At 42.2% G+C, this 24107-nt stretch carries 28 protein-coding genes, 1 tRNA gene and 4 pseudogenes; 32 read left to right on the plus strand and 1 reads right to left on the minus strand.

Annotation, left to right across the window (positions count from 1 at the left end):
• Nucleotides 1-209, minus strand: a pseudogene (locus FTU54_RS12880) (IS982 family transposase); the annotation flags it as partial.
• Nucleotides 210-471: 262 nt separating this feature from the next.
• Here FTU54_RS12880 and FTU54_RS12885 point away from each other — a divergent pair.
• The 32 genes and pseudogenes from FTU54_RS12885 to FTU54_RS13040 all read left to right on the plus strand — a co-directional run.
• On the plus strand, nt 472-1092 hold the full coding sequence (locus tag FTU54_RS12885) for a beta-ketoacyl synthase chain length factor (RefSeq protein ID WP_168400314.1): 621 nt from the start codon (nt 472-474) through the stop codon (nt 1090-1092).
• Nucleotides 1086-1898 carry a 1-acyl-sn-glycerol-3-phosphate acyltransferase gene (locus FTU54_RS12890; RefSeq protein ID WP_005090856.1) on the plus strand — a complete coding sequence of 271 codons (813 nt, stop codon included), beginning with the start codon at nt 1086-1088 and terminating at the stop codon, nt 1896-1898. Before FTU54_RS12885 ends, FTU54_RS12890 begins: the two co-directional genes overlap by 7 nt.
• Entirely contained in the window at nt 1882-2142 is a 261-nt protein-coding gene (locus FTU54_RS12895) for a phosphopantetheine-binding protein (RefSeq protein WP_005090854.1), read from the plus strand. The genes FTU54_RS12890 and FTU54_RS12895 overlap by 17 nt, the downstream gene beginning before the upstream one ends.
• A 9-nt stretch (nt 2143-2151) precedes the next feature.
• Nucleotides 2152-2400 carry an acyl carrier protein gene (locus FTU54_RS12900; RefSeq protein ID WP_005090852.1) on the plus strand — a complete coding sequence of 83 codons (249 nt, stop codon included), beginning with the start codon at nt 2152-2154 and terminating at the stop codon, nt 2398-2400.
• Nucleotides 2397-2951, plus strand: coding sequence for a septation protein IspZ (locus FTU54_RS12905; RefSeq protein WP_075166722.1), 555 nt, complete (start codon nt 2397-2399; stop codon nt 2949-2951). The genes FTU54_RS12900 and FTU54_RS12905 overlap by 4 nt, the downstream gene beginning before the upstream one ends.
• Before the next feature lie 78 nt (nt 2952-3029).
• Nucleotides 3030-4691, plus strand: a complete 1662-nt coding sequence (locus FTU54_RS12910) for an AMP-binding protein (RefSeq protein WP_168400313.1) — start codon at nt 3030-3032, stop codon at nt 4689-4691.
• Nucleotides 4692-4705: 14 nt separating this feature from the next.
• On the plus strand, nt 4706-5440 hold the full coding sequence (locus FTU54_RS12915) for a glycosyltransferase family 2 protein (protein WP_168369547.1): 735 nt from the start codon (nt 4706-4708) through the stop codon (nt 5438-5440).
• A 17-nt stretch (nt 5441-5457) separates the two neighbouring features.
• Nucleotides 5458-6372, plus strand: coding sequence for an acyltransferase (locus FTU54_RS12920; RefSeq protein WP_168369546.1), 915 nt, complete (start codon nt 5458-5460; stop codon nt 6370-6372).
• A gap of 5 nt (nt 6373-6377) precedes the next feature.
• Nucleotides 6378-7910, plus strand: a complete 1533-nt coding sequence (gene hutH, locus FTU54_RS12925) for a histidine ammonia-lyase (protein WP_168369545.1) — start codon at nt 6378-6380, stop codon at nt 7908-7910.
• Between the two features lie 9 nt (nt 7911-7919).
• Nucleotides 7920-8339 carry a thioesterase family protein gene (locus FTU54_RS12930; RefSeq protein WP_005012597.1) on the plus strand — a complete coding sequence of 140 codons (420 nt, stop codon included), beginning with the start codon at nt 7920-7922 and terminating at the stop codon, nt 8337-8339.
• Between the two features lie 7 nt (nt 8340-8346).
• Nucleotides 8347-8988, plus strand: a complete 642-nt coding sequence (locus FTU54_RS12935) for an outer membrane lipoprotein carrier protein LolA (RefSeq protein ID WP_168369544.1) — start codon at nt 8347-8349, stop codon at nt 8986-8988.
• A complete protein-coding gene (locus tag FTU54_RS12940) occupies nt 8963-11287 on the plus strand; it encodes an MMPL family transporter (RefSeq protein ID WP_168369543.1) in 2325 nt (774 codons plus the stop codon). The genes FTU54_RS12935 and FTU54_RS12940 overlap by 26 nt, the downstream gene beginning before the upstream one ends.
• 18 nt (nt 11288-11305) lie before the next feature.
• Nucleotides 11306-12607 carry an NAD(P)/FAD-dependent oxidoreductase gene (locus tag FTU54_RS12945; protein ID WP_168369542.1) on the plus strand — a complete coding sequence of 434 codons (1302 nt, stop codon included), beginning with the start codon at nt 11306-11308 and terminating at the stop codon, nt 12605-12607.
• A complete protein-coding gene (locus tag FTU54_RS12950; protein WP_168369541.1) occupies nt 12597-13154 on the plus strand; it encodes a DUF3261 domain-containing protein in 558 nt (185 codons plus the stop codon). The genes FTU54_RS12945 and FTU54_RS12950 overlap by 11 nt, the downstream gene beginning before the upstream one ends.
• Entirely contained in the window at nt 13147-14343 is a 1197-nt protein-coding gene (locus tag FTU54_RS12955; protein ID WP_168369540.1) for a beta-ketoacyl-[acyl-carrier-protein] synthase family protein, read from the plus strand. The genes FTU54_RS12950 and FTU54_RS12955 overlap by 8 nt, the downstream gene beginning before the upstream one ends.
• On the plus strand, nt 14340-14777 hold the full coding sequence (locus tag FTU54_RS12960; protein ID WP_068909341.1) for a 3-hydroxylacyl-ACP dehydratase: 438 nt from the start codon (nt 14340-14342) through the stop codon (nt 14775-14777). The genes FTU54_RS12955 and FTU54_RS12960 overlap by 4 nt, the downstream gene beginning before the upstream one ends.
• Nucleotides 14774-15499, plus strand: coding sequence for a 3-ketoacyl-ACP reductase FabG2 (locus FTU54_RS12965; protein WP_168400312.1), 726 nt, complete (start codon nt 14774-14776; stop codon nt 15497-15499). Before FTU54_RS12960 ends, FTU54_RS12965 begins: the two co-directional genes overlap by 4 nt.
• Nucleotides 15499-16731 (plus strand): beta-ketoacyl-ACP synthase, encoded by a 1233-nt coding sequence (locus FTU54_RS12970; RefSeq protein ID WP_168400311.1) that lies wholly within the window; start codon nt 15499-15501, stop codon nt 16729-16731. The genes FTU54_RS12965 and FTU54_RS12970 overlap by 1 nt, the downstream gene beginning before the upstream one ends.
• A 15-nt stretch (nt 16732-16746) precedes the next feature.
• Nucleotides 16747-17151, plus strand: coding sequence for a hypothetical protein (locus FTU54_RS12975; RefSeq protein ID WP_070154006.1), 405 nt, complete (start codon nt 16747-16749; stop codon nt 17149-17151).
• A 17-nt stretch (nt 17152-17168) separates the two neighbouring features.
• On the plus strand, nt 17169-17603 hold the full coding sequence (locus FTU54_RS12980; RefSeq protein WP_005090826.1) for a hypothetical protein: 435 nt from the start codon (nt 17169-17171) through the stop codon (nt 17601-17603).
• A gap of 34 nt (nt 17604-17637) precedes the next feature.
• A pseudogene (locus FTU54_RS12985) lies at nt 17638-17763 on the plus strand (transposase); the annotation flags it as partial.
• Nucleotides 17764-17873: 110 nt separating this feature from the next.
• Entirely contained in the window at nt 17874-18563 is a 690-nt protein-coding gene (locus tag FTU54_RS12990; protein ID WP_228278810.1) for a hypothetical protein, read from the plus strand.
• Between the two features lie 116 nt (nt 18564-18679).
• Nucleotides 18680-19144, plus strand: coding sequence for a hypothetical protein (locus tag FTU54_RS12995; RefSeq protein ID WP_168384512.1), 465 nt, complete (start codon nt 18680-18682; stop codon nt 19142-19144).
• A gap of 20 nt (nt 19145-19164) precedes the next feature.
• Nucleotides 19165-19728, plus strand: coding sequence for a hypothetical protein (locus FTU54_RS13000; RefSeq protein WP_168384511.1), 564 nt, complete (start codon nt 19165-19167; stop codon nt 19726-19728).
• Nucleotides 19729-19805: 77 nt separating this feature from the next.
• Nucleotides 19806-20198: a surface-adhesin E family protein gene (locus tag FTU54_RS13005; protein ID WP_168384510.1), complete on the plus strand. Its 393-nt coding sequence runs from the start codon at nt 19806-19808 to the stop codon at nt 20196-20198.
• Between the two features lie 38 nt (nt 20199-20236).
• Nucleotides 20237-20914, plus strand: a complete 678-nt coding sequence (locus tag FTU54_RS13010; protein ID WP_168384509.1) for a hypothetical protein — start codon at nt 20237-20239, stop codon at nt 20912-20914.
• 72 nt (nt 20915-20986) lie between these two features.
• Nucleotides 20987-21589 (plus strand): hypothetical protein, encoded by a 603-nt coding sequence (locus FTU54_RS13015; RefSeq protein WP_168384508.1) that lies wholly within the window; start codon nt 20987-20989, stop codon nt 21587-21589.
• Between the two features lie 53 nt (nt 21590-21642).
• On the plus strand, nt 21643-21948 hold the full coding sequence (locus FTU54_RS13020; protein WP_168384507.1) for a hypothetical protein: 306 nt from the start codon (nt 21643-21645) through the stop codon (nt 21946-21948).
• Nucleotides 21949-22028: 80 nt separating this feature from the next.
• A pseudogene (locus FTU54_RS13025) lies at nt 22029-22583 on the plus strand (type I restriction endonuclease); the annotation flags it as partial.
• Between the two features lie 449 nt (nt 22584-23032).
• Nucleotides 23033-23109: transfer RNA gene (locus tag FTU54_RS13030), tRNA-Arg, on the plus strand.
• 697 nt (nt 23110-23806) lie between these two features.
• The gene (locus tag FTU54_RS13035) at nt 23807-23950 is read left to right on the plus strand and encodes a hypothetical protein (RefSeq protein WP_168400310.1); all 144 of its coding nucleotides are present in this window, start codon (nt 23807-23809) and stop codon (nt 23948-23950) included.
• Between the two features lie 27 nt (nt 23951-23977).
• Nucleotides 23978-24107: pseudogene (locus FTU54_RS13040) on the plus strand (IS5/IS1182 family transposase); the annotation flags it as partial.

A 24107-nucleotide genomic window follows, 5' to 3' on the forward strand; every position in this document is an offset into this window, starting at 1 on the left:
TCTTCTTTTAACCAGGTGAAAAAGGCTTTGAAATTATTGAAATGAGAGCATTTGTACCAAATGGCAATAAAGCAGATTTCTGAAATTGTGAGTTGAGCAGTTCTGATTCTTAAGGAACCACAGTTTTGTTTGAGAAACTCCCAATAAGTTGATTCAAATTTAAGAAAAAAATCATCAATTACGCAGAATAATTCGGTACTATTGAACATCAGGACTAGAGTTGTGAGTTTGGTGTGGTAACTCAACTGATGGCTCTAGTCCTCTTATTTTTCAAGTCAATTTCTTATCCGCGATTCAGGTTAATGTTGGATCAAAAAATAATCAAAACTTTTAAAATCATATAGTTATGAAATCTTTGTGCAACAAAGCCTTTTTGAAAACAACGTAGTTCTGTTAAATTTTGTGAAAAATTTGACACGGTGCTATAATTGCGAACCTGATAATTTGTCAATTTTTTAAACACTGATCACGATGATGCAACTCCACGTATCCCACTTAAATCTAAGTTCGATTGATCAAAAGTTATCAGCTATAGAATACATTCCTGCGATGCAACGCCGACGTTTGTCTCGTCTGGCAAAACTGGCTTTGAATTGTGCCATACAAGCTTTAGATGCCTGCAATGTCGATTATATTGTTTGGGTGTCGCAATATGGTGATGAAGCCAAAACGCTGAATATATTAGAAGATGTCTTGAGAGGGCAAACGCCTTCACCGACTCAATTTTCAACCTCGGTACATAATGCAATTTCAGGCTTATATTCTATTTTATGTCAGGATGCGACACCTGCGACCAGTTTGGCAGGTTCGTGGAATGATGGGTTGATTGAAGCTTATGCATGGTTAAAAACAAGGCCAGAAGCCTGTCAGGTTTTGCTGGTGTATTATGATGAAGCCTTGCCTGAAATGTATATCGAGCATCAGCCATTTTCTGCTTTTGCGATGGCAGCGATGATTTCATTAGCGCCTGCAAATTTGATATTGATGCCAAAGCATACGAATGCAACGCCAGCCTATCAGCAAGCTTTAGCATTTAACACGTTTTGGATTAATCCTGAGCAAACTGAATCTGAAGCGTGGACGAAATGCTGAAATTAAATCGAATCAAGCAAAAAGCCAACTATGCATGGCGGGTTGGGGCGACAGGATTTAGCTTTGCCAGCTTTGGCTTAGGCGGTGTGGCGATTGGCGGTTTGGTTGCCCCTCTGGTTAAGCTGAGTTCGTCTGATCTGGATGTCCGAAAACAGCGCACTCAAAAGGTGATTAAACACAGTTTTAAAGGTTTCACCGAAATGATGGTGAAACTGGGCATTATGACTTATACGGTTGAAGGTTTAGAGAAATTAAAAAACAGTCAACAGGAGTTGGTGATTGCCAATCATCCGACACTGATTGACGTGGTGGTTTTAATTGGTTTAATGGAGCAAGCAAACTGTGTCGTTAAGCAGGCACTGTGGTCAAATCCATTTACCAAAGGTCCTGTGCAAAGTGCGGGCTATATTTTAAATGCGGGTTCTGAACAATTTATTCAGGACTGTGTACACAAATTGCAGCAGGATCATGCCGCGTCCTTGTTGATCTTTCCTGAGGGAACAAGAACAGCAAAAGGTGAGCAGTTGAACGAGTTTCAGCGCGGCGCAGCCAATATTGCACTAAGGGCAGGGGTACCGATTCGGCCTGTGCTAATTAGCTGTACGCCCTCGACACTCACCAAAAACGAAAAATGGTATCACATTCCAGAACAGCCTTTTCATATCCATGTAAAAGTCTTGGATGCGATCCAAGTGGAAGACGTATTGGATGACGTAACGGTTAATCCAAAAAATGTACGTCAATTAAATCAACAATTACAATGGTTTTTTAACCAAGAGTTATCCCTAAATGACGAATCTTGCTGATGAATTAAAGCAAATGATTATTGATGTCCTTGCCCTTGAAGACATCAGTATTGAAGACATTGATACAGACGCGCCTTTGTTTGGCGATGGTCTAGGTTTGGACTCGATTGATGCCCTTGAATTAGGCTTGGCATTGAAAAAACGTTATGGCATTCATTTGAATGCAGAGTCTGCAGAAACCAAAGAACATTTTAAATCAATTCAAAGCTTAGTGGCTTTGGTTGAAGCACAGAAAACAGCATAAGAGGTTGCTATGCTTGCACAAGAAACCGTGTTAGAAAAATTACGTGAATGGATGGAAGAGTTGTTTGAAATTGCGCCTGAAGATGTGCAATTAGAGTCAAACCTAGCTTCAGACCTCGATGTTGACAGTATTGATGCCATTGATTTGGTGGTAAAAATTAAAGAGTTGACAGGCAAACAAGTCAACCCTGAAGATTTTAAAAATGTGCGCACCATTCAAGATGTGGTGGTCGTGATTCAGAATATGTCAGTTGCATGAACAACATCTTAAAAGGGGTAGCAGGGATCGGTTTGATCCTCTATCCTTTTTTTGTCGCTTATGCTTTGGCACATGGACAGTATGTCTGGGGCAGTGCGGTATTGATTGTACTGGGCATTTTACGTCTCTTGAGTAAGGGCAATGCCCTGCTGTGGCCATTGACAGGTTTTGCCATTTTATGTGGCGGGCTGAGTTTGATTTTAAAAGATCATGCGTGGCTTAAACTCTATCCTGTCTTTATGAGTCTTGGGGCGCTGTTTATTTTTGCCAGCACCTTGATTCGACCGCCTTCAATGATTGAGCGTTTTGCACGTTTGGCAGAGCCTAATCTGCCAGAAGAAGGAGTCGAATGGACCCGTCAAGTGACCAAAGTTTGGTGTGGTTTTTTTTGCATCAATGCGGTCATTGCCCTGATCACTGTTTTCTTTGCACCGATGAAAATTTGGGTGATGTATAACGGCTTGATCTCTTATGTCTTGATGGGTGGACTGTTACTGGGTGAGTTTGTGTTGCGTAAACGCCAGCAACGACTGCATCAGGCACAGAAATAACAGCATTTCCGTCAGGGCAACTGAAACAGTGGCCTCGAACTATAGCGATTAGAAATACGGTTTTTAAAAACAAATTTTATGTCTTGTCATTTTCAACACCATCTCCATTCATCGCGTCCCTTGTGTATTCAGGCGGACTCAAGTTTTGTGTCCTTTCACACTTTTTGGTTGGATGTAGCTGAGCAGGCTACGCAAATTCAGCAGTTGGAACAGCCAGTATGGGCGCTTTGGGAACAAGACAGTTATGAGTTTTTGGTATTGTTGTTTGCAGCCTTGCAAGCAGCTAAGCAAGTGCTGTTGCCGCCGCATCGGGTCAGCGACTTAGAAAAAGAATTGGCTGAACAGCAGATTTATTTTTTAAAACGTTTGCCGTCGACAGCCGCGTCAACCTTTGAGCTTCAATTTGATGCTGCCTTTCTCAATCAGGCACAGCTGTATTTCTATACTTCGGGTTCAACAGGGCAGCCGAAAAAGATTCCGCGCACCTTGCAACAATTGTTCAATGAAGTCTGTGGTTTGGAAGCCAGTTTTGATTTGCCTGAGCGGGCAGTTGCGATTGCCACGGTGAGTCATCAACATATTTATGGTTTGTTGTTTAAGTTGTTGTGGCCCTTAGCCAGTGGACGCAGTTTCTATCAAAAACAACAGGCTTTCCCTGAAGATGTGGTCGATCTTCAAAAGAAAATTGCCCATCTGCAACTGCCCAATTACCTGATTTCAAGTCCTGCATTGTTGAAGCGCTGGACCATAGATGTAGTGTTGCAAGACTGCCATCGGGTCTATTCCTCTGGTGGAAAGTTGGATGCAGGCGTGCGTCCTTTGCTGAACCGTCCGATTACTGAAGTGTTTGGTAGTTCTGAAACAGGCGGGATTGCTCACCGTCAGGCGGATGATGCACTATGGACACCCTTTGCCAATGTCGAAATTAACTGCGCCGAGCAGCAAGAGTTAGCCGTTAAAACCAACCATGCCTATAGCGAGGATTGGATTCTGACGGGAGATAAAGTGCAGGTTATGGATGCAGATAATCCCAAAAGTTCGTTTCAGTTGTTGGGGCGTTTGGACCGCATTGTCAAACTCGAAGAAAAGCGGTTAAGTCTCGATGCGATTGAAGCAAAAATCGCTGAGTTGGCAGAAATACAGCAGTGCCATGTTTTAATTCATGAAAAAGAACAGCGTCAGATGTTGGCGGTGGTGGCAGTGTTAACGGATGATGCAAGGGCGCTGCTCATTGAAAAGGGTAAAGCTGCCTTTACCGCACAGCTGAAAAAACACTTACAACTGAAATTGGAAAGTATCGCGATTCCGCGGCAGTGGCGGTTTTTAACGCAAATGCCACAAAATGCACAATCGAAGCTGAACAAACAGTATTTAAAATCACTCTTTCAGCCGATGACTCTGCCTGTGGTATTGACACAGCAGTCACAGGATATGCAGATCACTTATGCTTTGGAGTTTGTGCCTGAGCTGGAATGCTTTAAAGGGCATTTTCCGAACTTCCCGATTTATCCGGGCGTAGGGCAAATTGGATTTATTCAACATTTTGCCAAACAAAACTGGGCAGATTTACTGTGGTGCAATGGTTTTGAGCAGTTAAAATTTCAAGGACTGATCCAACCCTATCAAACGCTGGAACTGGTGCTCAGCCGTAAAGCACATAAGATCAGTTTTGAGCTGAAAAATCATGACAAAATATTGGCATCAGGACGTTTGCTGTTTGCTGTCCCTGTAGACGTTTAAGCCGAGAGACAAAAATGAAACACTGCTTTGTGATTCCTGTGTATAACCATCCGCATTATTTGGCTGCGTTACTGTCACATTTAAGCGCTTTTGAGTTACCCATTATTATGGTGAATGATGGCAGTGATGCTGATTGTACAACAGTGTTACATCAGCTTGAGCAGGACTACCCAAGGGTCGATTTGGTTGAACATACCCACAATCAAGGGAAGGGGCAGGCGGTGATCACGGGTCTCAAGCATGCCTTTCAATGTGGCTATAGCCATGCTTTGCAACTGGATGCGGATGGACAACATGATTGGCAGGATGTGCAACGCTTTTTAGACACCTCTATCCAGCATCCCGAAGCCATGATTATTGGTCAGCCGATCTTTGATGCGACTGTTCCAAAAAAACGTCTCTATGGACGTTATGCAACCCATATTTGGGTGTGGATTAACAGTCTGTCTTTTGACATTAAAGACAGCATGTGTGGCTTTCGTGTTTATCCTTTGGCGCAGACGGTGAACATTCTAAATACAGCCAAGTTTCAACCGCGGATGGGCTTTGACTCGGAAATTTTGGTGCGTTTGAAATGGGATAATGTGCCGTTTATCAATTTGCCCACGCATGTCGTTTACCCTGAAGGTGGCATTTCACATTTTGATGTTTGGCGTGACAATTTGGGCATGGCGCGCGCGCATAGTCGCTTGTTAGGTGGCATGCTGCTGCGGTTCCCCAAACTGATTTATCAGAAAGTTAAAGGCTAAGGCGGTCAGAGAAGCATATGCAGAAATGGAGCGCCGTGAAAGAGCGGGGCGGGATGTTGCCGCTGATGCTGATGCTGGGTTTCTACCGTTTGGGTGGGCGCTGGCTGTGTCGGGTCATCTTGTACTTTGTGATTTTATGGTACTGGCTCTTTTCCAATACCGCGCGTCAGGCTTCTCTGTTGTACTTAAAAAAACTGCATCATTTTGCAGGTGCACAGTCACCGTTTCAGGCTGAGCCGCAGCTTTGGCATAGCTATACGCATTTGATGCAATTTGGCGAATGTATTTTAGATAAAATTGAGGGCTGGCTCGGGCATATTCCTGAGCAGAACTTAAAGCTGCATGGTCATGCGCATTTTCGTTCGCACTATCAAAAAGGTGCGGTGATTGTGGTGTCACACTTTGGCAATATTGAATTGCTTCGTGCCGTCAAAGCAGAGCATCCGCAGAGAATTAATGTGTTGGTCTATCAAAAACATGCCACCAAATTCAATGAGTTTTTAAAAAAGCTGAATGAACATGCCGATGTCAATTTGGTTTCGGTGGATGAGTTGGGAATTGAAACAGCACTGATTTTACAGGATAGGTTGGATCAAGGTGAATGGGTGATTGTGGCTGCAGACCGCGTACCTGTGCAGTCAGATCGGGTACAATCGGTTGCGTTTTTAGGTGAGCAGGCGCTGTGGCCACAAGGTGCATGGATTTTGGCCAGTTTGTTGAAAGCTCCTGTGCTGGCAGTGTTTTGCTATCGAGTTGATACACATTTTGAAGTGCATATTCACCCAGTGGCGGAGCAGTTAAATTGGCCACGTAAAGAGCGTTTACAGGCCATGCAGCAGACCACACGACAGTATGTGGAACTTTTGGAACAGCATTGCATACGCGCGCCCTTTCAATGGTTTAATTTTTATAATTTTTGGAATAAAGGATAAGTCTTGTGTTAATTGTTGGGGAAACTCCGCTCAGTATTGAAGATGTTGTGGCTGTAGCGCGTAAAGAAAAACAGGTGGCATTGCCTGCCTCTGCTGAATGGACAGCATTGATTCAACGTGGCGCAGATTTCCTCGATCAGCTGTTGCAAGACGAAGGCGTCATTTATGGCGTGACCACGGGTTATGGAGACTCGTGCTTGGTTGAAATTCCGGCCCATCAAGTGCATGAGCTACCACTACATTTGTCGCGTTTTCATGGCTGTGGCATGGGACAAAACTTAGACTTAATTACCGCACGTGCTGTCGTGGTGGTGCGTTTATGTTCATTGGCGCGCGGCTATTCGGGTGTTTCGCATGCCTTGTTACAGCGTTTGGTCTGGATGCTGAATGAAGATGTCATTCCGGTGATTCCCTCAGAAGGTTCGGTGGGTGCCAGTGGTGACTTGACGCCTTTGTCTTATATTGCTGGGGCCTTGGTCGGTGAGCGCGATGTGTACTATCAAGACCAGATCGTACCGATTGCACAAGTGTATGCCGAAAAAGGTTTGGAGCCTTTGGTGATGCGTCCTAAAGAAGGTTTAGCCCTGATGAATGGTACAGCGGTTATGACCGCGATTGCCTGTTTGAATTATAAAAAAGCCGAACAGATTTCTTTTGCCAGTACTTTGATTACCGCCCTGAATGTTTTGGCTTTAGAAGGGAATCCAAGCCATTTTGATGAAGTCTTGTTTGCGCAGAAACCACATCCGGGACAACAACATATTGCAGCTCAGTTACGTGACTGGTTAAACAGTGACGTGCAGACCGAACACCAAAGTTCGCGCCTGCAAGACCGTTATTCACTGCGCTGTGCACCGCATGTGATTGGGGTGTTTGAAGATTCTAAAGTCTGGCTGCGTCAGTTTATTGAAAATGAGCTGAATTCAAGTAACGACAACCCATTGATTGACCCAGTGAACCTGCGGGTACTGCATGGTGGACATTTCTATGGCGGACATATTGCCCAAGCCATGGACAGCCTGAAAATTATGATCGCGAATATTGCTGACTTGATGGATCGTCAGTTTGCGCAGTTGGTCGACTATAAAATGAACAATGGTTTGCCGCGCAATTTAACCGGTTCAAGCCCTGAGCGTTTGCCGTTGAATCATGGCTTTAAAGCGGTGCAAATTGGGGTTTCGGCATGGACAGCAGAAGCCTTGAAACAAACCCTCGCTGCGTCGATTTTCTCACGCTCAACCGAATGTCATAATCAAGACAAAGTCAGTATGGGTACCATTGCTGCGCGTGATGCCAGTCGAGTGATTACCCTGACTGAACAAGTGATTGCGGCACTCAGCTGTGCAGCGGTTCAGGCGGTCAAACTCAAAGGGGTAGATACAGAACTCAGCCCTGTTTTAACAGCATTTCAACACTGGGTGCTTCAGAGCTTCACCTATGTAGTGGAAGATCGTCCTTTGCAACAAGAGCTTCAGGCATTGGTTCATCGCTTTGAGGATTTAGAACTGTTAGACAGCATTGCTGTTCAATATTCATAGGAAATGAGCATGCATGCTGATGTAATCATTGAAGTGCCTTTTCATGATGTCGACACCATGAATGTGGTGTGGCACGGGCATTATTTAAAATATTTTGAAATTGCACGCTGCAAATTGCTGGATCAATTTCACTATAACTATAACCAAATGCGTGACTCGGGCTATGCATGGCCAGTGATTGAAAGTCATGTGCGTTATGTACAAGGCATTGAGTTTGAGCAAAAAATTCGTGTGCGCGCCGTTTTGAAAGAATGGGAAAATCGCTTAAAAATCGAATATCTGATTTTCGATGCAGTTTCAGGCAGAAAGCTGACCAAGGGTTATACCTCGCAAGTGGCGGTACATATTGAAAAACGTGAAATGTGCTTCCAGTCACCACAGGTGTTGCTGGACTGTTTAAATGCATGGCCTGAATTTAAAGCGGAGTAATGCAAGCATGATTCGATACAAATTTTTTAAGCCGATTTTGGTTGCGTGTACAGCCAGTATGATGACTGTGCTTGCTCCCGCAGTGAATGCACAAAATACTGAATTGAAACAGGTGTTTGCTCAGCTCGGTGCAACGCCTGTGGTGCGTGCCCAATTTGAGCAGCAGAAAAAACTGGCCGCTCTGAATAAAACCTATGTGTCCAAAGGCACGGTGCTGTTCAGCAAAAACCAAGGGGTGCTGTGGCAGATTCAAAGTCCAGTCAAAGCCGATTTGGTGGTGACACCGCGTAAGCTGGTACAAAAGACGCAGCGCACGTCCAGTCAAATTGAAGTCGATAAGACTCCTTATGGCTCTGTAGCGACGATGTTTTTGCAGTTGATGTCGGGCAATGAAGCGGCACTCGCTAAAAACTTTAACGTGGTGTCTGCCAATTACAGTCCGACGCAGTGGAATGTCAGCTTAACGCCGAAAAGCAGTCTATTTAAAAAGCTTTTTGTCCAAGTCGATGCGCAAGGTCAGCGTTATGTGGACCGTATTACGATTTTGGAACAAGCCAATAATCGCACCATCATTCGTTTTAGCCAGCAAACGGCTCAACCTCAAACTTTAACGGCTGCGGAAAATGCGCTTTTCCAATTGGCAAAATAAATTTAGCGCCCTGTGGTTGTTGCTGTTGTGTGTCATTGCTTTGGCACTGGGCGTGGCTTGGCTGAATAAAGGCATTAAGATTGAGACCAATATTTTTGCTTTGTTGCCTGAGGCCCATCAAGATGCTCATCTGGAACAAGCACAGCAATATGTCAGTCGACAGTTAAATGACAAAGTTTTTGTGGTGTTGGATGCCAAAACAGATCAGCAATTAGAACAGGCAACGCAAGTACTCAAAACCCAAGCCGACCAAAGTCAGCTGTTTTTACCCGTTCGTCCGCAGCTTGATCCTGATCAATTTGCCCAAGCGCTGTATCAACATAAGGCGGGGTTGTTATCCAAGACAGATCAACAGATTGTGCAGGAGCAGGATGATGTCGCACTGACAGAGCAAGGCTTATTACAACTGATGAGTCCGGGCATGCCAATCACGGCTGAAATTCTCAAGCAAGATCCCTTGCTGCTGTTTCCCCGTTATGCAGTGGGTTTAAGTGCCTTACAAAATAATGCCGATATCAATTTAGAGCAGGGCTTTGCGACCATTCGTGATGAGCAGGGCATCTCGCGCCTGATGGTGCTTCAGCTCAATAGCAGTCCCTATAACATTGCCTACCAAGAGCAGACTGCTGCATTTATTCAGAATATCAATCGGCAGCTCAACCAGTTGCAGGTTAAACCGCACTGGACAGGCACGTTATTGTTTGCACAGTTTGGCACCAATTCTGCCAAAGAGGAAATCTCGACTATTGGCGTGGGTTCGACCATCGGAATATTACTACTGGTCTGGTTTGGCTTCCGTTCGATACGCCCGATGCTGACGGAAATGGTTGCAGTAGGTACCGGCAGTCTGGTGGCCTTTGCGGTGACGTATTGGGTTTTCGGTGAAATTCACCTGATGACACTGGTCTTTGGCGCCAGTCTGATAGGGGTTTGTGTCGATTTTTCATTTTACTTTATGGCCATGCAGTCTCAGCACCGACAGGTGGATGGATTTGCAGTTTTAAAACCATTATTGCCAAGCCTATTTGTGGGTTTGATGACTACATTGTTGGCTTATGTAGTGCTGAGTTTTACCCCATTTCCGGGTTTTAAGCAGATTGCGGTCTTTTCCATGGTTGGACTGAGCGCCGCATGGGTGACCAGTATTTTATTGTTGCCACGTTTGCCTGCGCTGAATGCGGAACCTGCGATACGTGCTTTGGGCTTTATTGGCAAAGCACGCAGTTATGTGCAGAGTCGAAATACGCTGCGTTATGGCATGATTGCACTGATTCTACTGGTGATGGGTAGTAGTCTCGCCTTGCTGAAAAGCAATGATGACATCCGTAATTTACAAAGTATGGATGCCACCTTAAAGCAGGAAGATCAATATATTCGTTCGCGTTTTATGCAACAGCAAAGCAGTGAATACTTTGTGGTACAGGGCAGAACCCCAGCAGAGTTGGAGCAGCGCGAACAGCAACTACTGGCAGAGCTTGCGCCCTTACAACAGGCTGGCAAGTTGGATGCTGTACAAGCTTTAGGGCAGTGGATTCCCTCGCTTGAGCAGCAGAAGCACAATATCGCGATGTTGCAGGCGATTCCCAAGCCAGCTTTAGTGAAATATGCGCAAGCGCTACAGCTCAACGCAGCGGATGTTTTAAACTGGCAAGCCCATTTAAAAGACCAACCGTTGTTGACCGAAGCAGTCATTAAAGATCATCCTCTGCATTTTCTGCAGATGAGTCCGACACAACGTTTGGTGATGCTGCAAAATGTGCATGATGTCAAAGCCGTACAGCAGCTTGAGAATGCTGATGTACAACTGTTACGTCCCGTTCATCAACTGTCTGAATTGTTTAAACAGCACCGTGAGCAGGCACAGTGGCTATTACTCAGCGCTTTGGTGATTTTAGCCATTGGCTTAGGGACACTATATGGCAAAAAATCCATTCTGCCTTTGGTGTTGCCTGTCAGCATGGCCTTAATGACCACGTTTGCGATTCAAGCATGGCTGGGTGTCGAGATTAATTTATTCAGCATTATGGGTACCTTCCTAATCATTGGGATTGGGGTGGACTATGCGATTTTCTACCGCCACGGACATGATCATCCGCAGGTGGTGGGGATGGCTTTATTCCTGTGCATGATGTCGACGTTTTTTAGTTTTGGTTTGCTGTCCTTTAGTCATACCTATGCCATTCACAGTTTTGGCTTAACAGTGTTGCTGGGCGTTATTTTTTCATTTATTTATGCCACACTTTTTACATCCTCCGATGCAAAACATGTGGTGGTTCAACAATATCAGCCAAAGAGCTGAGTCAAAGGGTACAGTGCAATGAGCACCATGCAACAGACAGATGTTTTAATTATTGGGGCGGGACCATCAGGCAGCTCGGCTGCAGCTTTGTTGCGCCAAAAAGGTTACCAAGTCACGGTCATTGAAAAGCAATATTTTCCGCGTTTTTCCATCGGCGAGTCTTTATTGCCGCAGTGTATGGTGTTTTTAGAAGAAGCGGGTTTATTGGAAACGGTGCGTGCACATGCCGACGAATATGCCTTTCAGTTTAAAAATGGCGCGGCTTTTTTAAGAGGCAGACAGCGTAGTTTTTATGACTTTACCCAAAAATTTAGTGAAGGCCCAGGCACTACATGGCAGGTCCGACGTGCCAACTTTGACCAGCTTTTGGCACAGCAAGCCGAAAAAATGGGCGCGGACATCCGTTTTGGCCATGAAGTCTTGGCCGTCGATGTCACATCCACACAGCCGATTTTGACGGTCAAAGATGAGCAAGGCAACAGCTACCAAATTCAAGGCAAGTTCCTGTTAGATGCCAGTGGTTTTGGCCGTATTTTGCCGAAGTTTCTCGACTTAGAAAGCCCGTCGGACTTTCCTGTGCGCCGTGCAGTCTTTACCCATATTGAAGATGGTTTGTTGGATGACCCTGAGTTTGACCGTGAGAAAATTTTAATTACTGTGCATGAAAAAGATCATCGTGCGTGGTATTGGCTGATTCCCTTTGCTGATGGGCGCTCTTCATTTGGCATCGTGGCGGAGCAAGATTTCTTTGAAAAATATGGTTATGACGGCAGTGCAGATTATGACCTTGAGGCCTTGCAGAAACGTATTTTAGCCGATGATGCCAGTTTGTCACATGTACTGCGTCACGCCAAACATGATACTTCTGTCCGTACTTTGGTGGGCTACTCTGCCGATGTGAAACATTTGGCTTCCAACAACTATGCACTACTGGGCAATGCCGGTGAGTTCCTTGATCCTGTCTTTTCTTCGGGAGTGACTATTGCTTTGAAATCGTCCAGTCTAGCCGTACCATTGGTCGAGCAAGTGCTGCAAGGTCAGGCAGTAGACTGGATGGAGCAATATGAAAAGCCACTACGTAAAGGCATTCAAGTATTTCGTGCCTATGTCGAGTCATGGTATTCGGGGGAGTTTCAGGATGTGGTGTTCTCCACTCATCAGGATGAAAAAATCCGCCGTATGATTGCTTCCTTACTGGCAGGTTATGCGTGGGATGCAAGCAACCCGATTCATCGTAATGCCAAGCAACGCTTGAGCACTTTGGCCGAATATTGCCGAGAAGAACAACCGCAAAAAGAGTCGTTGACTGATGAAACTTAAGCTGCGTTTGAAAACCGTCAGTTGGGTTTTAGCCAGTGCTCTGCTCTGTAGTGCCTGCCAAAGCTGGATTCCCAAGGCGCAGGGACTCGCGACCCCGCAGTGGGCTGCGCAAAATTATCAACGTCAAGATCAAATCGAAGTGCAGTGGAAAACCCAGAGTTTCAGCTTTTTACTGTATCAGCAACAACGGGGGCAGTCGCTTGATATGTTAGCGCTCAGCCTCACAGGGCAACAGTTGTTTAAACTCAGTTTTGATGGTCAAAAGGTCGAAGTTGAACAGCGGATTGATCCAATGAAACGGTTGCCTTTTGATTATGTGGTGCGTGATATTCTGTATGCCACTTATCCAAATTTTGCTGCCTTACATACTGCTCAAAATGCTGTCGTGCAGAAAGACGATACCATTTATATACAGCAGCAACCCGTGTTGAAAATTCAGCAAAATGAAGGAGCAATTGAACTGGATAATCTGCAAGTGCCTTATCAAATGGTGATCAGCACGGTGAGCAATACTTTAGAAGATGATCAAGGTGACCATCATGACTAAAAATCTACAGCATGTTTCAGCCATGGGTATTCAGTTCAGTGTGGCGCTGTCGGCTTTGGGGCAAAATGCCACTGAGCTTCAGCATGCCTTAACAAGCACAGAAAATACTTTGTCACAACGAGAGGATTTGATCGCGGGGCGTTCGGTCTGGGTCGGTGCATCGGATCAAGCCTTGGTTCAAGCAGTGCCTGAAAGCTTGAGCAGTGCAGATTCACGGAATCTACGCTTTGCCCTGACGGCTTTGGCGCACATTGAAACTGAAATTCATGCTTATACAGCACAGTTTGCTAAACAACGTCTTGCTGTGATTATCGGCACGTCAACCTCAGGCATCGCAGATAATGAGCCTGTCTTAAAAGTCCAGTTTCAACAGTCTGTACCGCAGTCTGTACAGCACCAAAAGCAAGAAATGGGCAGTTTAGCGAAAGCCTTACAACAGTATTTGGGCTGGGAAGGGCCTGCCTATACCATTTCTACCGCTTGCTCCTCGGCAGCTAAAGCGCTGGCGGCGGGGCAACGTCTGCTGAATGCAGATCTGGCCGATGCTGTCTTAGTCGGTGGAGTCGATACCTTGTGCAAGCTGACTTTAAATGGTTTTGATAGTTTAGAAAGCTTATCGAGCGGAATTTGTCAGCCCTGTGGTGCCAACCGTGACGGCATCAATATTGGCGAAGCTGCAGGACTATTTTTACTGTCCAAAGCACCTGCAGCTGTGATGTTGCTGTCGAGTGGTGAGTCAATGGATGCATGGCATATTTCAGCACCGCATCCAGAAGGACGAGGGGCTGCGGAGGCGATGCAAAAAGCTTTAGATATGGCACAGCTTGAAGCAGGCGATATTGGGTATTTAAATTTGCATGGGACTTCTACACCGCAAAATGATGTGATGGAGATTAAGGCGGTGCAGACTGTTTTTGCAGATTATCCAGTTGCACTTAGTAGCACCAAACATAAAACGGGACATTGTCTGGGGGCGGCGGGTGCAATCGAAGCCTTTATTTGCCAGCAGGTTTTATTAGATCAATCTTGGTTGCCGCTGCATCATGCAGGTGAATTGGACGATGCTTTGGCTGGGCAAAATTATGTGTTTACACCGCATTTAGCTGCACCGATTCGCTATGCGATGAGTAATTCTTTTGCTTTTGGTGGGAGCAACATCAGTTTAATTTTCGGGACGGTTTTGTCATGATGGACGCAGTACAGTTTATTCCACATGCGAAACCGATGGTTTTCGTGAGTCATTTGATTGAAGCCAATGATACATTTGCGATTGCAGAACTTCATATCACAGCTGATTTGATGTTTTGTGAGCCAAATGGCTTGCCCACATGGAGCAGTATTGAGCTGATGGCGCAGACCATTAGTGCCTATGCAGGCTATAAAGGGCAAACCAAGGGTTGGCCACCGAAAATTGGCTTTTTATTGGGAACGCGTAAAATGCAGTTACCCTGTGCCTATTTTAGTTTGGGTACAACCGTGCAGATTCGGGTCGAACAAAGTTATCTGCACGAAGGTTTGGGGCAGTTTAATTGTGAAATTGAATATCAAGAACATCGGTTCAGCGCTATGTTGAGCGTATTTGAGCCTGAAAATATGAATGAAATCATTGGAAAATTAGTGTGAACAGAAGAGTTTTAGTCACGGGTTCGAGTCGTGGAATAGGTAAAGCGATCGCTTTAGAGTTGGCAAAGGCAGGCTTTGATGTCACGGTCCATGCCCGCTCAAGACAGTCTGAGGCCGAAGCAGTGGCTCAGGAGATCCAAGCGCTTGGACAGGCGAGTCATGTACTGATGTTCGATGTGAATGAGCGTGAAAAGATTGCTGCCATTTTGGAGCAAGATATAGCCCAGCATGGTGCTTTTTACGGCGCTGTGTTGAATGCAGGACTAACCCGTGATGGTGCTTTCCCAGCATTGACCGATGAAGATTGGGATGATGTGGTCTCGACCTCTCTGAACGGTTTTTATAATGTGCTGAAACCCCTGATGATGCCGATGATTCGCTTGAAAAAGGGTGGACGTATTGTGACCTTGTCTTCAGTATCTGGAATCATGGGGAATCGTGGTCAGGTGAACTATAGCGCTGCCAAAGCAGGCTTGATTGGAGCGACTAAAGCATTGGCACTGGAATTGGCCAAACGCAAAATTACGGTGAACTGTGTTGCTCCGGGCTTGATTGAAACCGAAATGGTGAACGAAGAAGTTAAAGAACACGCCTTGAAAATGATCCCGATGCAACGCATGGGACAGGTAGAAGAAGTCGCAAAAGCGGTGAAGTTTTTATGTAGTGATGATGCCAGTTATATCACTCGTCAAGTGATTTCAGTCAATGGAGGCTTGATCTAATGAAACGTGTTGTCGTAACAGGCATGTCTGGGATTACCTCTTTGGGTGAAACCGCAGAACAAATTTTTGAGCAGTTTGCACAAGGCAAAAGCGGTATTCGCTATATGCCTGACTGGGAAATTTATCCTGATTTACGCAGTAAGTTGGCTGGCCCAGTGGAGTCATTTACTGTACCGAAGCATTTTAACCGTAAAGTGACCCGTGGCATGGGGCGTGTTGCTTTAATGTCTACAGTATGTGCTGAAAAGGCATTGGAAGATGCAGGTTTACTGCATGCGGATATCTTAAAAAGTGGTGATGCAGGTGTGGCCTTTGGTTCCTCTGCGGGCAGTGTGGATGCTGTGCGTGAGTTTGGTGCCATGTTGATTGAGCACAATATGAGCCAACTGAATGCGACAACCTATATTCGTATGATGTCGCATACCAGTGCAGTCAATATGACGGTGTATTTTGGGCTAAAAGGTTTAACGCTGCCGACCTCAAGTGCCTGTACTTCGGGTTCCATGGCGATTGGTCAGGCTTATGAAGCAATCAAATATGGCAAGCAAACCGTGATGATTGCAGGCGGGGCAGAAGAGCTCAGTGCAGCGGGTTCAGCCGTGTTCGATGTGCTATTGGCGACCAGTGTGCAAAATGACCATCCAGAGAAAACCCCACGTCCATTTGATGCAAGCCGAGATGGTTTGGTGGTGGGTGAAGGCGCAGGTTGTTTGATTTTAGAAGAGTATGAACATGCGCAAGCACGTGGGGCGACCATTTATGCCGAGATTGTGGGGTATGGCAGCAATACTGATGGTCAGCATGTGACGCGACCTGATTCTGAGATGATGGGACGCTGTATGCAATTGGCACTGAAAGATGCACAGCTTACTGCTGCGGATATTGATTATGTTAATGCACATGGCACTTCGACTGATCAGGGTGATATTGCTGAATCACAAGCAACTGTGCGTATATTGGGTCAAAAGCCAATCAGTTCATTAAAAAGCTATTTTGGTCATACTTTAGGTGCATGTGGTGCAATTGAAGCATGGCTCAGCATTGAAATGATGCAACGTAATCAATTCGTGCCAACTTTAAACTTAGATAACATTGACCCTGCGTGTGCGGAATTAGATTATATTTGTGGTGATATTCGCCCGATGTCAGCAAAAATTATTATGACGAATAATTTTGCCTTTGGTGGCATTAATACATCATTAATTTTCAAAAATAATATAGACCATAACTGAAACAGAGGGTAAAAAATGGGGTTTAAAAAAACACTATATATCTTATCAGCAGTGAGTATGCTGGGATTAACAGCTTGTAGTACTGTAAAAATTTCTGATTATCCGCAGCGGCAATTAATGACAGCAAAATATGCGACTGCGGCTGATATTGTGAACAATATTCGACTTGGTGTTGGGCAAAATGCGCGCACTGGTTGGGTAGTTGAACAGGCAGATCAGACAAAGGTAGTTGCGGGTTTAACCCGTCGTAGCCATTATTTACAAGTAACCTATCTCATCTCAGGTAATCAAGTCAGTTCACAAATTACAGGTAGCCGTAATCTCGATCAACGTGGTAATAAAATTCATAAAAATGCGATGGCATGGAAGGCACGTTTAGATAATTCGGTATTTACACAACTTTCAAAAACGTTAAATTAAATAAGAGAGCAATTACTATGAATATTAAGCAATTTGGCTTCACAGCTATTCTGGGGCTAGCTGCATTTACATCAGCACATGCAGCTGACCAAATGCATGATTTCAATTTCCAAGAAGCTGTAAGCCGTGCTGTTGCTGATGGGGTTTTGGATGGTTCAGTAAAATTTTATTTGGCGGGAACCAAGTCGGGCGGTAAGGTGATTGAAAAAGGCTTAGTGACCAATAAAAAGACCAATGGTTTTGCCAAATCTGCGGAAAGTTCATGTGATCATGTACTTCGTTCGGCATTGATTCAATTTCAAAATACAGCCAAAGCCAAAGGCGCCAATGCGGTGACCAATCTGGTGAGTTTCTATAAGTCCAATGAAACACGTAGCACCACGACTTACCAATGTGCGAAAGGTACGGCATTAGCAGGGGTGGCATTAAAAGGTGACTTAGTAAAGTTCTAATATGGTCTGATAGCATGGTCTTTCTAGAAACAAGAGAAAGACCTTATCTGACTGGATTGGTCGCTGCGGTGTGGAACTGGAACCTTTGGCCAATGCTTTAAAAGAGGTGGTGCTGCAACAGCAGGTGCTGCATGCCGATCAAGCGCCGGTCACCATTGTTAGCGGCAGTGGGCTTTGTTGCATAAATATGTAAGCATCTGATTTAAATAAATTTAATTTTGGATCAAAAAATAATCAAAACTTTTAAAATCATATAGTTATGAAATCTTTGTGCAACAAAGCCCTTTAGGTCTGATTCTGAGCATTTCGGGTAAAAGTGAGGCACAGAATTGGTATGGTATTTCTTATCAACAATTGGTGAATGCAGTACGTCCGAACTTGGCAGAGCAGATGCTCAGTCATCCTATGAATAAATGGAATCTATTTGCTCGTGAATTTTTGCTTCATCTTGAAAGCTATTACAAAATACAGAACTTAGATATGAATCGTGTCCAATTTATTTTTGACCATTACCAAGAAATTCAAGAGTTACAAAAGCTCAAGACTAATACCATCAAAGAAGTTGTTGAGAAAATCAGCCAGCAATTGAATCTCATGATTGATAACTATGACTCCTATAACAAATATGAGTCATGGGGTGGGATCCGTTTTTATAATCGTTCATGGGACAATACAAGTAATACCACTTTATATATTCATGAAAAGAATGGTGAAACGGTATTTGCAGTCACGACTTATATTCTTAATCTCTCTGAAGCTTTGTACGAACAGGCACTTGAAATTTTACAAAGCCATGATGATTCACGTTATCTAGATTGTAAGACTGAAAAATATAAGGGTGGAGCTGAAAGATGGCTCTGTATTTATTGGTATTCACCTGAACATACGTTTGAATCGGTTGAAAGTTTGATTCTTGAAAAAGCAACGTTGCTGAATCAAATAGAAATGACGTTGCGATAAAAGTAAAAAATCAGATGTTGATAAATGAGGGTTATATCTGATATCTGTGTGATAATAATCTATGAGATTGAATTTTAAAGTTATTCTTTTAAAGAAAATGATCGAGAATGGTTTGAATGAGCTTTAACAAAAAAACGAAGTTAAAAGGGATTATTTTTATAATATTGATCCTTGCTGGAAGTGCTTACTTTTTTAAAGAGGAATTACTTATATTAAAAAATGACAATAGGTCGTCTATCGATCAATTGTATGTTGATTCAGATGGTGTCGAACATATGCTTGATCAAAGTTGGTTCCCAGAAGTATCTACATCATTTGCAAGATTTTACGTTGGTAAACATAAGGAAATTTGTGGGAAGGTTACTCAAAAAGCAGTGACACGCAAGGGAGCCTTTATCAATTTTGGTGATAGATATCCAAATCATGATTTTAGTATCGTGATTTGGGGAGAAGTAGAAAAGAAGGATTTACCACCTATAGGGCAACATCTATGTGTTAAAGGATTAGTGAGTGAATATAACGGTAAACCTCAAATTGAGTTAAAGACTTTAAATGCTCAGATCTATTACAAAGAAAATTAATATTTTATTTGGTATATAAAATGCGTCAATTTTTAATTTTACTGTTTCTTAGTATTTCGCCCTTTCTCTATGCCACAGAATTCAAGAAAGAAAGGATTCTATATCTTGATAATGTTAAATATTTTGTAAATAAAGTACCTCCAAAAGTTGAAGGTGAGCCAAGAGTTCATATCTCTAAATATTGGTCTACCGAAGAATTTTACGAGCGACATCTCTATGATTTTAGATGTCAGTCAAATATGTATAGAGAAATTAAAATTGATTCAAAAAGTAGACCGATATACGGCGAATGGCAAAAAGTTCTAGAAAAATCACTTATCCCAATTTATATGCATAGTGTGTGTGGACAGCAAAGCAACCTTGGCAATAAATATCGGAATCTCAATCAGTGTATCTCAGGTCAAATGACTAAATTTGGTCAATGTGGTTCTGATAGTGATTGTATGACTACGGTGTCAGTATGCCAGCGCTATATACCAAAGAAATGTTATTTCGCAACGTATGGTGTAGTGTGTTCTGAAGTGCCTGATGATTGTGTTCAGTCAGATATAGGTACTGTTAAATGTAGATCATTTGAAAAATGAAAATTCATCTAAAGTTGAATATTTAATATAGATATTTACCTTATAATCAATATCTTAATAATAATGAGGGCGGGTTTTTGAAAAAAATATTAATAGGGGTGTCATTGTTGCTGCTATGCACTCTCAGTGCTTCTGCAAAAGAACCTAAAAAGATGATTCGTATGAATATAGATTCAGGGAGCGAGTTTTATCGAACAGCTAAATATGAGTCTGTAGGGGCGTCGAAATATTCAATTTGGGTTGAAGAACATTACACCAATAAAAGTCCTAGACGAATTAATGGTGCTTCTTATAGTGCAAGAAGATATTTAATTGATTGCCGTAATTCACAATTTAGAACATCTACGATATTTCATTTTGATAACACAGGAAAATTGATGGGTGGTGGTTCTACACCACACACTAAATTTGCTTCCATAAATTTTGGGACAGTTGAAAAGTCACTGTTTCAATTGATTTGCTTATCTTAATTCTAACTTGTTTTTTTATAGTCTAAAGTGAATAAATAATGTTTAAAAAATTTTTATTAATTAGTTTCTTAGCCTTACCTGTTATTTCAACTGCTGATGTAATTCGTGTAAGTCCAGCATCCCTACAAACTTTGCCATCCCAAGAGTTAGGTCAAGTTATATTGAAATTTATCCCCTCTGTAGGCGAAACAGTGGATTGGTCTAAAAATGCAAATGATCTCAGTTTTAAATGGCTAGATAGTAAGTACGTAGAAGCTAAACGCTACGATGATGGAACGATTTATTCAACTCGTAGAGCGATATATCGTGGGAACGTAAATGGTGTAAAAAGCACTTTCTTAGATAAACGTGTCTATGAAATGCCATGGCTAGTGACCTTGCGTGGAGAGGCTCAAGGAAAGTTTGGTGTTGATTCGGTCGAATTCTATCCGTATGTTTTGGCAAAAAATTCTAATGATTCAAGTATATGTTTTGGATCAACTCATGAAAATTGTGATTTCACACCATTTAACTCTTTAAAGAAAGCTGGAATTACTTATAAGAAAATTTGTGAAAATCAAATGGGACCTGACAATTTTAATAAAGTTTATCTCTTATCTAAAAAAGGTAAAAAGAACACTTACGGTATTTGGTCTCAATCTGCAGGTTCAGGCGGTAGCTCGAACTCTTTTGAACTAGATTTCTCATCCTCAAATGCAGAAGTATGTAAAAAGTAAGGTCGTAAGATATTTTGTCTTTTAGGGGGGAGTCACCCCCTCATTATATTTGATTTTTATCAGGGGAAGATTTTGAAAAAAATATTACTTCTAAGTGCTATTTCTATTTATTGCTCTCAATCATTTGCGAAATTGCCAATCATTAATAATAGTGAACCTTTAAATACACTTCCTGCAGAAGTTTTAAAAGTTGTTCAAGAAGAAATTATCAATGCTTGTTATGAAAAAGCATCTGAAGCTGGTAGCTCATCGCCAAGACTAATATTTGATAATGGTTTTATTCGCACTGCTGATATCAATGGGGATGGATTGGAAGATTATGCTATTACATCCTACAGTGTTACTTGTGAATTAGTAAAAGGAATTTATCCTAGTAATGACTCTAAAGAAAATGACTATGGAACTTTAAATATTTTATTTCAAAATAAAATGGGTGGATTTGATCATGTAGTGAAGAATTATCAACTCTACGAAGAAATGTTTATGTCAAGAAATCATTATGATATACATGAATTTTGGAATTATAATGGCGTTAATTCTATTAAGTGGAATAAAAATAAGCAGGCATTCATTTATACCAATAATATAGCTAATTATGAAGAAACAATACCTTTAGACACATCAAAATCCTTAACAAACAAAGAATCTAATTCTGTTTTTTGGGAAGAACTATAATTTTTAATAATTATTTTTCTAAAATGAGATTAAAGTAAATCATAGAGTATCAAATGAAAAAATATATATTTTTAGCCATTATGAGTTTTATTATAAACCCTAGTTATGCATCAGATACTGATTTTTTGATAGAAAATGATACACAAGTAAAAATTGCACGAGAGGCAATAAAGAAGGCAGTGAATGATGGGGTTCATCCAGATGAGTATTTTGATATTGCATTTGTTGCAGTTAGGAAAAGTTTAAAATATAGAGCTGATACAAAAGAAAATCTTTATAACTTCTCTCAAAAAGTCGCAAAGATAACCAGTGAAGAAGCATATAACACATATATTAATATGTATAAAAAGTCGTACTGAGACTACTTAATGAAGTAGTTTGAAAAATTGAATAATTGATAGTGATTTTAAGGTCTGCGTAATAAATATTGAGGGGAAAAATGACAGCACAAAGCGAAGCACAACTTGAAAATGAACTCATAGCACAACTTGAACGCTTAGGGTTTGGCTGGGTTATTATCAAGGATGAAGCTCAGCTTGTGGCGAACCTCAAAGCTCAAATCGAAAAAGCCAACGAACTATCACCACTGTCTGAATCAGAGTGGAAACAGGTCATTAGCTTTCTCAACAACGGCACAGTATTTGAACGTGCTAAAAAGCTTCGTGATCAATTCCCTGTCAAATTTGATGATGGTACAAGCAAACACATTTTTTTCTTATCGGATGATCCGAGTAAAAACCGCTATCAAGTCACTAATCAAATTACGGTTGATCATCGTGACCATAATGGGCGTACCAGTCGTTTTGATGTCACGCTCTTGGTTAATGGCTTACCGGTGGTACAAATTGAGCTGAAAAAACGAGGTATGGAGATTGCCGAAGCGTTTAATCAAACTCAACGCTATACCAGAGAAGCGTATTGGGCAGGACTGGGCTTATTCCGCTTTATCCAGCTTTTTATTATTAGCAAGGCTTTGTTGCATAAATATGTAAGCATCTGATTTAAATAAATTTAATTTTGGATCAAAAAATAATCAAAACTTTTAAAATCAAATAGTTATGAAATCTTTGTGCAACAAAGCCATGAGAGGGTTATAAATATTAAAGATGGAAATACCCTAGCTTCAATTATTAATCACGAGGGGTGTCCTTTAAGTTCATTGCAGTCGAAATGTTATTCAATTTATGGTAAGTCTACTCAGGCAAATCAAAAACAAATAAGTGCTTTACAGAGCGATATTGATGAGCTTGTTTGTTTAATTTGAAGATGTGTATATTTAAGAAGTATACCCCTTCTGGATAATAAAAATGAATTTAATTTAAAAAGCTCATCGGAAGGTGGGCTTTTTTATTGCCCCGAGAAATGTCCGTGAAAGCAATATCGGGGCACCCAATGGCGGCTTTCTTTATTCGTAGTGGTTTAAATTGAATGCCGCCTCCCTTTGCGCCATTAGCTCAACTGGATAGAGCATGGGTTTTCTATACCAATGGTTGTAGGTTCGAGTCCTACATGGCGTGCCAGATAAGCAAGATTGATTATTAAGTGATCTTTTTGAATAAATGATGATCAAGTTATTAATAAATATAACTTAATTATTACACGCTAAAACATTCTGCATATATTTCTTATACTTACTTATGGTGAGTAGCTGGTATCTTGTGTTCATTCTTAGAACTTCACAACAAAAAGAGATGATGTAACTACAGCCCGTTTAGCCCACCCAGGCTAAGCGGGCTTTTTTTTAAGGGAAAAGAATATGTTTAACTTCCTGTTCTGCTTATTCGGTCTACATGGTGCGACTGAGATCGATTACACGGTTGATGATGAAGAAATCAAAGTATGTCGTGATTGTTTGAAAGAAGTTAAGTAGGCCCACTCATAGGAATGGATCACGTCTTGCTTTTTTTGATTCAATGTAAGTTAAGATTGAGGCCACAACTAACAATGCTCCAATTGCCATGAAAAATGAATCCTTTGTATAAATCCCAAGCCCAAAACCAATGACACCTCCAGTAAGTAATAATACGGAGAATATCAGTAAAAAAGTGTATTTCATGACTTTCATCACAATAAATTAATAGTTGATAGAAATTTAAAGCATTATTGTTAATGTTGCATTAACAAATAATTACATTTGCCGGACGAATTACGGCGCATGAAACCCCACTCAATTCTGGAGACTTGAGTGGGTTTTTTCTTTTCTTATTGGTGGTACCCATGACGGACAAAGTACAAGCTAAACAAGACTTAGAATTTTGCAGTGCTGAGCTGTCTAAGTATCAGAACCTCAGTCGGGCCGGATTAACGCGCAATGAGCTGCTGGCAATTGACGGCGGCTTTGTTGCACAAAGCTGTTCTTAAGGACTCCTTCGGCAATATAATTTCCAAATGAAGAAGCCTACACACAAAATCTACCGCACAACCAATTGGCCCGCATATAACCGAGCTCTCATTAATCGTGGGAATATTGCCATTTGGTTCGATCCAAAAACACAATGGTATGCAGAACCTCAAGGCA

Source organism: Acinetobacter sp. YH12116, assembly GCF_013418895.1.
GTDB classification, from domain to species: Bacteria; Pseudomonadota; Gammaproteobacteria; order Pseudomonadales; family Moraxellaceae; genus Acinetobacter; species Acinetobacter indicus.